Below are 13,272 nucleotides of genomic sequence, written 5' to 3' on the forward strand. Positions count from 1 at the left end.
CGTCACATGCGTCACGTGCGGCAGAGGCGTCAGCCGGCGCCGGCTGACGCACGTGACGCCGTGTGCTTACCTGTGTTTGCGGTGGTGGCTCACCGCGTCCAGTGCGTGATGTTGCGGAAGCGTGCCTCGGCCCGGCCACTGCCGTGGTGGTAGACGCCGTTCTTGAAGTGGCGTGTGGCGGGGCCCCGGTCGTCCCTCGTCAGGACCAACTCGTCGTCGAAGTAGACCCGGACCGTGCCGGCGGAGGCGTCGTGCGCCAGCTTGACGTTGAACCATGTGTCGTAGGCGCCGGTCTTCAGGACCGTGCTGTCGTACGCCCGTACCGTGCCGCCGCTCCCGCTGTAGATGTTGAGCATGAAGTCCGTGGCGGGGGTGCCCGAGGGGCGGCTCACGCGCAGGATCTGCACGAAGGTCGCGCCGTTCGTGCCGGAGGGGAGGTACACGTCGGCGTCCCACATGTGCCGGCCGGAGGTGTACTCCTGCTTCCAGCGCATCTCGGTGCGCGGGTCGGTGGAACTGCCCTGCGACATGGGCTCGTCGGTGCTGTACACCCACATGCGGTGCACACCGCCGCTGTTGCTGTAACGGTCGCTCAGGTCGAGGTTCCAGGGCTTCTGCATGTTGTACGTGAACGTGGTCCGGTTCCAGCCGTCCGTGGGGTCGGCGGCGGGCGCGGCAGGGGCGGCGGAGGCGGCGGAGGCAGCCGTGGACCAGATGGCACCTCCGGCCAGGACGCCGCCGGCCGCCAGGATCTTACGTCTTGATAAGTGCATGTCAACCCTCTCTCCGTAACTGTTCCTGGTTGGACTCCTGGTGTTCCCGGTTGGACTCGTGGGGCCAGATTCATCGGACCTATCTCTCGCCGCAAGGTAGGACCGGCTCGGAAGCGCGTCAATATCTCTGACACGCCTAAGATAGATCCGATGTACTGTGCTGCGGCGCTGTGAGACTCGCAATTGGCCCCCCGCGACCAAGAGGCGGAAACTACACTCGCGCCCCATGTGCAAGACCAGCCCCACCACCCAACCGGCCCACCACCGACGCAGCACCCAGGCCCACCACGCCAGAGGGACACCCGGCGGCGCGAGGGACGAGGGCCCGTGAGGGGCGCTCAGGACCGACAGGGCCGACTGCGGGGCCGGCACAAACACTCCCGCGACCCGCGCGCTCACTGGCTACTGCTGATCCTTGTCCTGCCCCTCATGTTCGCGGCCCTGCTCTTCGAAGGCTGGACCAACCACGAGGTCGACGCCGCGAAGGCCCGTTCCCCCTGCACCGCGCCCGCCCCCGACGCCGTGGCGGACGGCGGACCCGTCATCGGCATCAACCGCGACGGCATCCAGACCGGTTCGATGCCCGCCCGCACCGTCGCCCTCACCTTCGACGGCGGCCCCGACCCGGTATGGACCCCCCGCCTGCTGGACCTGCTGCGCCGGAACGGGGCACGTGCCACCTTCTTCCTCTACGGCTCCCAGGCGGCCCGCTACCCGGACCTGGTCCGCCGGATCCGTGCCGAGGGCCATGAGATCGGATCGAACACCTACACCGGTGCCGCCCTCGGCGAGTCGTCCAGCCCTCGCTTCCAGGCCGAACTGGACCTCACCCAGGCCGCGCTGGCCGGGGCCACGGGCCTCAACACCAACCTGCTGCGGATACCGATGACCACCACGCCCGAGACACTGTGCGGCCGTGAGTGGCAGGCGGCCCGGACCGCCACCTCGGACGGGTACGTCCTGGTCGCCGCCGACAAGGGCTCCCGGAAACCGGCACAGGGCCTGATCCGGCAGTTCAGCCAGACGGCCGCCGCGTACGAGCAGACGCGCAAGCTCCTCGACGACCGGGGCGTCGACCGGTTCACCACCGTGTCCGCCGGGCTCCGCCTGGTCCCGTACACCCCGGTGAGCCCACCCGAGCGCTGGGAGGGCACCGCCCTGATCTGGGTCACCACCGCCGGACGCACCTTCTCGACGGTCATGACCTGGGCCCTCGCCATAGCGGGCGGCCTCGGCGTACTGCGCCTGGCCCTGCTCGCCTTCTTCGCCCGCGCCCACGTCCGCCGCCTCGAACGCTTCCGGCCCGGCGCGCCCTGGCTGCGCGAGGTGACCGAGCCGGTGACCGTGCTCGTGCCCGCCTACAACGAGGAAGCGGGCATCCGGTCCACCCTCCTCTCCCTGCTCGACTCCACCCATACGGAGCTGCAGATCATCGTGATCGACGACGGCTCGACCGACCGCACGGCGGACATCGCCGAGGAGATCGGGGCCGGCGATCCACGGGTGCAGGTGGTCCGCAAGCCCAACGGCGGCAAGGCGGAGGCCCTCAACACCGGCCTCGCGTACACGCGGCACAACATCGTGGTCATGGTCGACGCCGACACCGTCTTCGAACCGGACGCCGTCCACCGCCTCGTCCAGCCGCTGGCCCATCCGGCCGTAGGCGCGGTCAGCGGCAACACCAAGGTCGGCAACCGCCGCGGCCTGCTGGCCAAATGGCAGCACCTCGAGTACTGCTTCGGCTTCAACCTCGACCGCCGGATGTTCGAGGTCCTCGAATGCATGACGACGGTCCCCGGCGCCATCGGGGCCTTCCGCCGCGACGCGCTGCTCGGCGTCGGCGGCGTCAGCGACGACACCCTCGCCGAGGACACCGACCTCACGATGGCCCTGTGGCGGGCCGGCTGGCGGGTCATCTACGAGGAGTCGGCCATCGCCTGGACCGAAGTACCCACATCGCTGCGCCAGTTGTGGCGTCAGCGCTACCGCTGGTGCTACGGCACGATCCAGGCCATGTGGAAACACCGCCGGGCCGCCTTCGACGTGGGCACGGCCGGACGCTTCGGCCGCCGCGGACTGAGCTACATAGCGCTCTTCCAGGTCCTCCTCCCGCTGATCGCGCCCATCATCGACGTCTTCGCCCTGTACGGCGTGCTGTTCCTCGATCCGTGGCTGTCCGCCGCGGTGTGGTTCACGTTCCTGGGCGTCCAGATGATCAGCGCCGGCTACGCGTTGAAACTCGACGGCGAACGACTGCGGACCCTGTGGTGGATGCCCCTCCAGATCTTCGTCTACCGGCAGCTGATGTACCTGGTCGTCATCCAGTCCGTGGTCGCCCTGCTGCTCGGCAACCGGCTGAAGTGGCAACGCATGCGCCGTTCCGGCACGGCCGCTGAACAGATCAGCGGCCCGGAGCCGTATAAGAGCCTGCCGATGAGATGACCCCCATGCGTTGAGGGACTGGACAGGCCCATGAGCAACTGGACCGACCATCCGGAGAGCGAAGAAGGGCACCGAGGAACGACAGAACCTACGCGCGTTCTCAGGGGGCGGGCGACACGACGGAAGGTGTCCCCGCCCCCGGCGCGCACGGCACCACTGCCGGGCATGCCCTCGCCCACAGCCCCGGGCCGCACGGACGCCGGCGACGATGACGCGTACGGTGGCGTCGCCTACGGCCGTGACACATACGGCCGTGACGTGTACGGCGGTGATGCGTACGGCGGCGACGTCTACGGCGGTGATGCGTACGGTGGTGATGCCTACGGCGGTGAGGCCGATGGCCGCCTGCGCCGTGCCCTGCACGGCCGCGGTGTCGACGGCGGTAGGGGCACTGGCCCTGGTGGCACTGGCCGCCGAGGCACTGGCCGGACGGTCCCCGGCCGCGGCGCCAGATCCCCCAAACGCCGCCCCACCCGGGGCCGCAGAGTCCTGCGCCTTGGGATCCTGGGGCTCTCCACACTGCTGCTGGCCTCCATCGGCACCTACGTGTGGGCCGACACCGAACTCGATCAGGAGGTCGACCTCGCCACGATCGCGGACCGCGCGCCGCAGGGGCGGGGGACGAACTATCTGATCGTGGGCTCCGACAGCCGTGACGGACTGTCCGAGCGGGACAAGAAGGACCTGCGCACCGGCTCCGCGGAGGGCCGCCGCACCGACTCGATGATCCTGCTCCACACCGGCGCGAGCGGCGCCACGATGATGAGCCTGCCGCGCGACTCGTGGGTGACAGTCCCCGGATTCACCCGCCCCGACACCGGTCGGACTTTCCGCCCCGCGCGGAACAAGCTGAACGCGGCGTTCTCGCTGGGCGGCCCCGACCTGCTCGTACGGACGGTGGAACGCAACACCGGGCTGCGCATCGACCACTACGCGGAGATCGGCTTCGCCGGGTTCGTCGGCGTCGTGGACGCGGTCGGCGGTGTGGACCTGTGCCTGGACCGGGCCATCAAGGACAAGAACTCCGGCGCGGACCTGAGGCGGGGCTGCCAGACGCTGGACGGTGCCGAGGCGCTGGCCTTCGTGAGGCAGCGCAAGCAGGAGGCACAAGGAGACCTGGGCCGCACCCGCAACCAGCAGAAGTTCCTGGCCGCCCTGGCCCGGAAGGCGGTCACCCCCAGCACGCTCCTCAACCCGTCCAAGGCCTATCCGACCCTGGACGCGGGCCTCGACACACTCGTCGTGGACCAGAACACGGGCCTGCTGGAGCTCATGTCCCTGTTCGAGGCGATGCGCGGCGCCACCTCCGGCAACGGCCGACAGCTCAACGTCCCGGTGTCGAACCCCGATCTGAAGACCTCGAAGGGGAGCGCGGTGCAGTGGGACGACCGCAGGGCGAGGGAGGTGTTCGCGGCACTGCGGGAGGACCGGGCGGTGCCGGGGCGGGGGAGCGGGTGACCACGTCCCAGGCGCGTGGGACCAAGACCGGCTCGCACGGACTGGTCAGCGTGGCCGTGCGGGCCGTTCGCGGGTGATGTCGGTCGCCGTCTTGTCCTCGCGCAAGCCGAGGAAGCGCGGAGCGCGGAGTTTGCCGTCGCGGGTCCACTCCGTGAAGGCGACCTGTGCGACCAGTCTCGGCTCCACCCAGCGGGCGGTGCGCTCGGGGATGCGAGTGTCGAACGGCGAAGTGGGCACGCGTAGTTCGGCGAGTCGTTCGCCGAGTGCGAGCAGCGTGCGGCGGCCGAAGCCGGTGCCGACCTTGCCCGCGTACCGGAGCCTGCCCTCCTCGTAGTAACCGAGCAGCAACGCACCGAACGCCACGCGAGTGCCCGCGGGTTGGGTGAAGCCGCCGATGACGAACTCCTGCCCCTGGGAGCACTTGAGCTTGAGCCAGTCCGGCGAACGGCGCGGCAGGTAACGGCTCTCGGCACGCTTGGCGATGAGTCCTTCCCAGCCGTGTGCGCAGGCCTCGGCCAGCAACTCGGCGCCCCCTCCGTTGCGATGGGTCGTCAGACGGAGCGGCGCACGGAAGGTCAGCGCGCGCCGCAGCAGGGACTTGCGGGTGCGCAGCGGCAGCCGTGTGGTGTCCGCTCCGTCCAGCCTGAGCAGGTCGAAGAGGTAGTGGGTGACTTCCACACCGCTCGCCGCGACATCACGGGGACGGGTCAGGCCCATGCGCTGCTGGAGACGGGAGAAGTCGGTGCGGCCGTGGAAGAACGCGACGATCTCCCCGTCGACGGTGAAATCCGTGCACTCCTGTTCCGCGAGCGCCGCGACGATCTCGGGGTAGGTGTCGTTGACGCGGATGCCGTTGCGGGACAGCAGGTCGATCCGTTCGCCTTCGCGCACCGCGAGCGTGCGAACTCCGTCCAGCTTTCGCTCGAAGATCCACTTACCCTCGGCGAAGTCCCGTCGGTCACTCAGCGTGGCGAGCATGGGGCGGGTGGCCAGTTCGGCCCCTGGGGCGGCGGGGCGCAGCAGCCGGCGGTGTTCGGCGGACAGCGTGTCCAGGAGATCAGTACCGGAATCAGTACGCGTACCAGCCATGTGGCTCACCCCTCCCGCCTCTGCGCGGCGACCTGCCCCAGGGTGCGCCCGCTGCGCACCGAACGCGCCCGGCGCGGATCCGGCGTTCCCGGCTCACCGGGCCGGGCCCGGTCGTCGGCGGCCTTCACCAGTAGCCAGGCCTCACCCTCACCGTCGTCCCGCCCGCCGCGGAACCGCGTGAGGGCGTACTCACCGTGCAGCTTCGAACCGTCGAGCCGGAACCTCGCGTGCCCGCGCTCGATCGACTCGTCGAAGGGCACGGGCCGCCCCCGGCGGTCATGGCTGAGCGGCTGGTAGGTCCCGTGGTCCCAGACGATGACGGTGCCGCCGCCGTACTCGCCCTCCGGGATCACGCCCTCGAATCCCTCGTACTCGAGCGGATGGTCCTCGGTGGGCAGCGCCAGCCGTTTGTCCCCGGGGTCGGCGGACGGCCCTTTCGGCACCGACCAGGACTTCAGCACGTCGTCGACCTGGAGACGGAAGTCGAAGTGCATGGTTCTCGCGTCGTGGATCTGCACGACGAAATGGGGGGCTTCGGAGCCGCGAGTCCGCTCATCCCGGCCACTGCCGCTGGGCTCCCGGGTCCGGTCGAAGTGGCGCTTGTCGTAGTAGGTGCGCAAGCGATCGCTCTTCGTCACAACCCGCTCCTCTCCTGCCGGACTGGGCCCCAGCCTGGGGACGACCGGAGCGCACCGGACTGGCCGCAGTGGCGGGTACCCATGGGGACTTGCCCCAAGCAGGGCCTGCGAGATGCATGCTGTGCAGCTAAAATGCATGCATGACCGCCCTGACGATCCGGGATGTGCCGGACGAGACGCTCGCCATACTGAAGGCCCGCGCCGCCCGGATGGGGAAGTCGCTCCAGGCCTACACGCTGGAGGTGCTCATCGGCGAAGCCGCCAGGCCTACTCTGGCCGAGGCCGCCGCACGGGCCGAGGCCGAGGCCGGTGCCGGCCTGAGCGCCTCCGACGTACTGTCCGCGATCAACGATGCGAGGTCTGGACGTTGATCGTCGCGGACTGCTCCGCCGTCGTCTTCTTCCTCACCGACGCCGGACCCTCCGGCCGGGCGATCCGCGAGCGCCTCGCGAAGGAGGACCGGCTGGCCGCGCCGCACCTGATCGACTACGAGATCATGTCCGCCCTGCTCGGCCTGGCACGCGGCCGCCGTGGCGGCGAGCCAAAACTGAACGAGAGGCAACTCCGCAAAGCTTTGTCGACCTACCGCGACCTGGTGATCGACCGGCACGAGACACTTGTGCTCTGGGAGCGCATCCACAGTCTCTCCTCCCATCTGTCCGTCTACGACGCCCAATACGTCGCCTTGGCGGAAACCTTGGGGGTGCCGATGGTCACCTGCGACGCCAGGATCGACAGGAGCGGCGCGGCCCGCTGCGAGATCGAGACGTTCGGGACATCTTCCTGATCCGGTGCCGGCCGCAAGCCGGACCGGCCGGGACATGGTCTGTGCGAGGCGCGTCGCACCAGGGTCGTCGGCAGGACCACGCCGGTCGTGGTCGACATCCCGACCGTGACCGGCGCGGCGACATCCCGACCGTGGCCGGCGCGGCGGCACCCCGAGACGGGCGGGCCCCGGCGGTGAGGCCCTCCCCACCTGCCCTGATGGGGCCTGCCCCAGCGCCGACACACCAGCCCGCCCGAGTGTGCCGACCCGGAACCGTGCCTAGCGTGGCTGTACATGACAGCCTTACCTACGTTCGTCAAACGCGCGGCTGCCGGGCTCGCCGCTGGGGTGACCGTGCTGGTTTCCGCTCCCGCGATGGCAGCGGGCGGTGCTGCCGGGGCATCCGGGGTGACGGCCACCACCGTGGCCGACCTGGACGCCGCCGACCCCCTGGCCCGCTTCCACACCCAACCCCTCACCTGGAAGAGCTGCGTCCTCGGCCCCCAGGACGACACCGGCAAGGAGCTCGAACAGGCCGGTGCCCGGTGTGCCGACGTCACCGTGCCGCTGGACTACTCAGATCCCGCCGGCCGTACGATCACGGTCGCGATCTCGCGGATCCGGGCTACGGACAGCGCTCACCGCATCGGCCCGCTGCTGCTCAACGGCGGCGGGCCCGGGGGGCAGACACTCGGGGATCCGCCATGGGTTCGGCAGGCCATGAAGGACGTCCGCGCACGCTACGACGTCATCGGTGTGGATCCCCGGTTCGTGGGGCGCAGCACCCCGCTGGACTGCCGCTGGCCGACGGGCAGTTCGCTCCGCAGCGCGGGTGTCGACCGCGCCGGCTTCGACCGTATGACCGCGTTCGCCCGGGACCTCGCCGACCGCTGCCGTCGGCACGCGGGTGACGTGCTGCCGTACGCGACCACCCGCAACACCGCCCGCGACATGGACGTCGTCCGGGCCGCGCTCGGTGCGCCGCGGATCTCCTATCTCGGTTACTCGTACGGGAGTTATCTCGGTCAGGTGTACGCCACGATGTTCCCGGGGCGGACGGACCGGATGGTCCTCGACGGGGTGGTCGACGCCGGGCGCTACTCTCCGCGGCTGCTGCGCGGCGCCGAAGGGGTCAACCGGCGGGCGCTGGAGCACTGGGCCTCCTGGGCCGCCGCCCGCCACACCACCTACGGCCTGGGACGCAGCCGCGCCGCGGTCCTGCGGACCGTGGACGGGATCGCGGCCACGGCCGCCCGTCGGCCACTGAAGGTGGGCGACTACCGGCTGGACGAGCACATCGTGCCGTTCGTCGTCTTCAACGGTCTCTCCCAGGACTACGACGAGCCCTTCGCCCACTTCGCCGAGTCCGTGCGGGACATGGGCCGCGCCGCCGAGGGGCACCAGGTCACCACCCCGTCACCGGCCTTCGCCGAGACGCTCGAGTTCCTGCTCAGCGGAGCAGACTCGGCCTACGGCAGTGCGCAAACGGCGATCCTCTGCGGTGATGTGTCCGCGCCGCGCGACCCGGAGACGTACTGGCGTGACGTCCAACGGGCTCGCACGCAGGACCCGTTGTTCGGGCCCGCCACCAACAACATCAGCCCCTGCGCTTTCTGGGACCCGCCGCGCGAGCGCCCGACCCGCGTCACCGGCGACTTGCCGGCACTCCTCGTCAACGCCACCGGCGACCCGCGCACCACCTACGAGAGTGCCGTGGCACTGCGCGGGAAGTGGCAGAGCTCCCGTCTGGTGACACTGCGGGGCGCCGACCAGCACGCGGTCTACGGGGTGTTCGGCAACGCCTGCACCGACACGGCCGTCAACTCCTACCTGGCCACGGGGCGGCTCCCCGCCAGGGACCTCACCTGTGACCGGGGTTAGATTCTGATCGTCCTGGCTAGGATCAACGCATGCCTCGTCGTCGTAGTCATGACAAGTTAGCCCGCATCGGTCTCGCCCAGGGCGACCACGCCGATGAGCCGCGTGACCCGCGGGCCGACGAGTACCCCATGCCCTTCGTGCCGCACGGCTGGTACGCGGTCCTGCGCAGTGACGAGTTGAGAACGGGCAAGGTCGTCAGCCTGCACTACTTCGGTCGCGCTCTCATCGCGTTCCGCGGGCCGGACGGGCAGGCGGCCGTGCGTGACGCCCACTGCCCGCACTACGGCGCCCACCTGGGCGTGGGCGGGAAGGTCGTGGACGGTGCCGTGGAGTGCCCCTTCCACGGGTGGCGGTTCGGCACGGACGGCCGCTGCACCCACGCACCGTTCGCGGCCAGGCCCCCCAAGGTCGCCATCGGAGGCTTCCCCGTCCGCGAGCACAGCGGCCTGGTCTTCGTCCACACCGGCCCGGCCGAACCGTCGTGGGAGGTCCCCGAGGTACCGGAGGCGACCTCCCCCGACTACGCCTCGCCCATTGATGACACGTGCCATGCGCGCATCCACATCCAGGAGATGCGCGAGAACATCGTGGACGAGTCCCACTTCACCTTCATCCACGGCCAGAGCGAGCCGCCCGCCCTGGAGCTCGAGCCCGACGGGCCCTTCGCGGAGGTCCGCAGCCGGTTCCGACGGCGCGTTCTGGCCTGGGACCTCGACAACACCTTCGACGTGTTCATGTACGGGCCGGGCGTGATGGTGGTGCGGGTCCACGGGGCCCTGCTCTCGCTCACCGCCATCGCCCTCACCACCCCCGTCGACGACCGCACGAGCGAGATGCGGATGCTGTACTACATCCGCAAACCGTCCCGTCTCCCGTTCCTGACACCCCTGCTCAAGCTCGTCTTCCGGCGCGAGGCCCTGGCCGAGGTCCGCGAGGAGGTCCGGATCTGGGACCACAAGATCCACCAGGCACGCCCGATCCTGCTGCCCCACGAAAAGGGCATCAAGGCACTGCGCCGCTGGTACGCCCAGTTCCATCCGTCGGACGACCCGGCGACACCGGGTCCGACCCGTGCAAGTGACTGGGCCGCCCAGCCGTCGACGCCGCCACCCCCACGGCGACCCGTATCCCCTGCGGTCCCGCAGTGAGGATCCCTGCGCTTCGGCGGTGGATTCCCTACGCTGCTCCGGCAGTAGAGGTTCCCTGCGGTCCGGCACTGAAGCTCCCCGCGGCCCGGCGCGAAGGTCCTGCCGGACGTGTGCCGTGGCCTGTCACCGAGCACCGGCCCTTATGGCACCCACCTCGATCGTCGCGGCCGGCTCGCGCCCGATGAAGCCGACCGCCCGGCTCACGCCGAACGCAGAACGACCGAGCCAACAAGCTCGGCCGTTTGTTCACGGCCGAGAAGGTGACCACCGGTGATCTGCTGAGGACCAACCCCGACGGTACGGTCACGATCATGGGCCGTGACATGGACTGATACATCGACCCATACAGGGACTGAGACACAGACAGATACCCGCACCGATACGCGTACTAATACACGCACTGACACGAATTGAACGACGGATCCTCTTGCGGGTAAACAGAGTTGACCGCGCCGTCGTCGAATTCAGCTCCGCTATGCTCGGCTCCGTTCGAGCGGAGTGTTCGAGTGGGGCGCGACCGGCGGCCGGAGGGTGCCGGGAGGGGACGTGAGAGAGCGCGTGATATCCGGAGAGGGCGATCACCCGGCGGCGACACGTTCGGAACGCGGCTCAGGACAGCTGATCGCCGGCCGCTACCTGCTCCGCGACATCCTCGGCAGAGGCGGTATGGGCACGGTCTGGCGGGCCCACGACCAGTTGCTGGACCGCCCGGTCGCCGCCAAGGAACTGCACGTCCTCACCGACGGCGACGAGGAGCACCGCCGACGGCTGCGCCGCGCGGTCCGTGAGGCGCGAGCGGTCGCCCGGGTCCCGCATCCCCATGTGGTGGGTGTCCACGACCTGGTCGACTACGAAGGCCGGCTGTGGATGATGATGGAACTGATCGACGGGCCTTCGCTCGCCCGGGTGGTCACCGAGTCGGGACCGCTCACCCCGCAGCGCACCGCCGCCATCGGCCTGCAACTGCTCGACGCCCTGGCGGCCGTGCACGCCGCCGGCGCCCTGCACCGCGACGTCAAGCCCGCCAACGTACTGCTGCGCCCCGACGGCAACGCCGTTCTCACCGACTTCGGCATCGCTGACCTGGACGACGGCGAGTTCCTGACCACCACCGGTGAACTGGTCGGTTCCATCGAGTACATGGCGCCGGAACGGATGCGCGGTGAGGAGGCCGGGCCGTCGTCCGACCTCTGGTCGCTGGGCGCGACCCTGGCCACCGTCTGCTGCGGCCGGTCGCCGTTCCGCCGTCCCGGACACCCCGCGACACTGCACGCGGTGGTCTACGAGGATCCCCAACTCTCCGACACACTGGGTCCGTTGCGTCCGGTCGTCGAGGCCCTGCTGCGCAAGTTCCCGGACGAGCGCCCTTCGCCGGCCGACGCGGCGGCCGCGCTGCGGCAGGTGGCGGGCCCGGCGGCGCCGACGACCCATCCCGCGACCCTTCCGGTGGCCCATCCCCCAACCCTTCCGACGGCCCATCCGGAGGCCTACGCGGACACCCTGACCGTTGGCCGGCGGCAGCCGGCGCCGGCGGGGGAAACATGGTCGACGGCGGAGACACGGCCGGCGGGGGAAAGGGAAGCGTGGTCGACGGCGGGGACACGGCCGGCGGGGACGCTGTCCGGGCCGGCGAAGCCGGAGCCTGCCGCGCGCAACGGCCGCAGACGGCTGGCGTGGGCGGCGGCCGGGACGGTGTTACTGGTGACCGGCGTGGGCGCCGGTCTGTACCTCGCGGATGTGCCGCCGTTCGCCGGGTCCCCGGTGACGACGACCGTCCACCAGGAGATTCGGTCCAAGGCCGGCTGGCAGTACGTGGACAAGGTCCCCGTACAGAAGGGCGACAAGGTCACCGTGCGCTTCAAGACGGGCAGTTGGACGGTCGACCACCGGAGCATGCCCATGACCGGGCCGGCCGGCTACGACGCGGGCACCGACAAGCTGCTGGACTTCGCGAAGAGTTGCAAGGTCAAGGCCTCCGCACCGTTCGGTGCGCTGCTGGTGCGGCTCGTCGGTGAGCAGGACTTCCCCGTCCGGGTCGTCGGCCGTTCGTCGGCCTTCCGCGCGGCCGGGAACGGCACACTGCAGCTGCGGATCAACGACGGGGACAACGACTGCCTCACCGACAACAAGGGCGCACTCAAGGTGTCCGTCACCGTCACACGCCGACCTTGACGGGCGGCAGCGGTGCCTCGATCCCTTCCATGGGGTCGAGACCGGCGATCCCGGCCATCCGGTCCATGTCGTCGAGGCCGGCGACGTCTGCCCCGGCCATGGAGCCCAGGGAGAACTGCTCGGCCGAAGCAGCGGGGAACTCCTCGGTCTCGGCCTGCGCCGCCGTGGTGCCCCGGTTGTTGTGCCACAGCCACAGGATGTCGCGGCCGAAGGACCACACCAGCGACGCCAGCGCCCCGGCGACCAGCACGTAGGACACCGCGTACGGCAGCAGCCCGGACCCGGCCACCAGCAGCACGACACCCTGCTGCGCGGCCACCGTCTTGCGGGCCATGCTCGGCGGCAGCTCCCCGTTGAGCCACGGCTGCACCCGGGCGACCGCCACGAAGACGTAGCGCATGGCGCCGATCAGCAGCACCCACGGGCCCATCGACATGGCGACGTACACGCTGAGCACCAGGATCAGGAACGCGTCGACCTCCATGTCGAAACGGGCTCCCAGCGCCGTCGACGTCCCGGTCTTCCGGGCCACCTTGCCGTCCACACCGTCCAGGATGAGCGCCACCGCCGTCAGCGAGACGAACAGCGTGACCGGCGGCGCGCTCTCGAAGGAGTCCGCGACCAGCGCGGTCACCCCGCCGACCAGGATGGAGCGGCCGAGGGTGACGCGGTTCGCGGGGCCGAAGGTGCGCGGCCGGGAGCGGCGCAGGGCACGGTTGAGGACGGCCCAGGTGGCGATGGCGAACGCCAGACCCGTCAGCCAGCCCGCCGGGCCCATGCCGACAGCCGTGCCGACCAGCACCAACAGCAGGATCTGTACGCCGGCTCCCACGGCTGTCTCCTGGTGCAACAGCCTTGCGTCGTACGTGTTGTTCAGGGCCACCGCTTACCCTCCGGACGAATGA

The 13,272-nt window shown here is 70.2% G+C and carries 11 protein-coding genes; 7 read left to right on the forward strand and 4 right to left on the reverse strand.

The window, feature by feature from the left end:
• Nucleotides 1-89 precede the first annotated feature (89 nt).
• Nucleotides 90-773, reverse strand: coding sequence for a polysaccharide lyase family 7 protein (locus tag EF387_RS07455; RefSeq protein WP_128375698.1), 684 nt, complete (start codon nt 771-773; stop codon nt 90-92).
• 429 nt (nt 774-1,202) lie between these two features.
• Here EF387_RS07455 and EF387_RS07460 point away from each other — a divergent pair, with 429 nt between their 5' ends.
• Complete coding sequence (locus EF387_RS07460; protein ID WP_238431379.1) at nt 1,203-3,215, forward strand: bifunctional polysaccharide deacetylase/glycosyltransferase family 2 protein; 2,013 nt, start codon at nt 1,203-1,205, stop codon at nt 3,213-3,215.
• Between the two features lie 165 nt (nt 3,216-3,380).
• The gene (locus EF387_RS07465; protein WP_202918168.1) at nt 3,381-4,673 is read left to right on the forward strand and encodes an LCP family protein; all 1,293 of its coding nucleotides are present in this window, start codon (nt 3,381-3,383) and stop codon (nt 4,671-4,673) included.
• 45 nt (nt 4,674-4,718) lie between these two features.
• Here the strand turns inward: EF387_RS07465 and ligD are convergent, their stop codons facing one another.
• Complete coding sequence (ligD, locus tag EF387_RS07470; protein WP_128375699.1) at nt 4,719-5,762, reverse strand: non-homologous end-joining DNA ligase; 1,044 nt, start codon at nt 5,760-5,762, stop codon at nt 4,719-4,721.
• 5 nt (nt 5,763-5,767) lie between these two features.
• The gene (locus tag EF387_RS07475; protein WP_128375700.1) at nt 5,768-6,400 is read right to left on the reverse strand and encodes a DNA polymerase ligase N-terminal domain-containing protein; all 633 of its coding nucleotides are present in this window, start codon (nt 6,398-6,400) and stop codon (nt 5,768-5,770) included.
• 140 nt (nt 6,401-6,540) lie between these two features.
• Here EF387_RS07475 and EF387_RS07480 point away from each other — a divergent pair, with 140 nt between their 5' ends.
• From EF387_RS07480 to EF387_RS07500, 5 genes are all read left to right on the forward strand, one after another.
• Entirely contained in the window at nt 6,541-6,771 is a 231-nt protein-coding gene (locus tag EF387_RS07480) for a FitA-like ribbon-helix-helix domain-containing protein (RefSeq protein WP_128375701.1), read from the forward strand.
• Nucleotides 6,768-7,187, forward strand: a complete 420-nt coding sequence (locus tag EF387_RS07485; RefSeq protein WP_128375702.1) for a type II toxin-antitoxin system VapC family toxin — start codon at nt 6,768-6,770, stop codon at nt 7,185-7,187. The genes EF387_RS07480 and EF387_RS07485 overlap by 4 nt, the downstream gene beginning before the upstream one ends.
• Nucleotides 7,188-7,460: 273 nt before the next feature.
• Nucleotides 7,461-9,047, forward strand: a complete 1,587-nt coding sequence (locus EF387_RS07490; RefSeq protein ID WP_128375703.1) for an alpha/beta hydrolase — start codon at nt 7,461-7,463, stop codon at nt 9,045-9,047.
• A gap of 29 nt (nt 9,048-9,076) precedes the next feature.
• Complete coding sequence (locus tag EF387_RS07495) at nt 9,077-10,195, forward strand: Rieske 2Fe-2S domain-containing protein (protein ID WP_238431380.1); 1,119 nt, start codon at nt 9,077-9,079, stop codon at nt 10,193-10,195.
• A gap of 546 nt (nt 10,196-10,741) precedes the next feature.
• Entirely contained in the window at nt 10,742-12,367 is a 1,626-nt protein-coding gene (locus EF387_RS07500; RefSeq protein ID WP_128375704.1) for a serine/threonine-protein kinase, read from the forward strand.
• Here EF387_RS07500 and EF387_RS07505 read toward each other — a convergent pair.
• Nucleotides 12,351-13,250, reverse strand: a complete 900-nt coding sequence (locus tag EF387_RS07505; RefSeq protein ID WP_128375705.1) for a CDP-alcohol phosphatidyltransferase family protein — start codon at nt 13,248-13,250, stop codon at nt 12,351-12,353. The two genes, EF387_RS07500 and EF387_RS07505, sit on opposite strands and share 17 nt — an antisense overlap.
• Nucleotides 13,251-13,272 lie beyond the last annotated feature (22 nt).

It is taken from the genome of Streptomyces cavernae (assembly GCF_004023625.1).
Lineage (GTDB): Bacteria > Actinomycetota > Actinomycetes > Streptomycetales > Streptomycetaceae > Streptomyces > Streptomyces cavernae.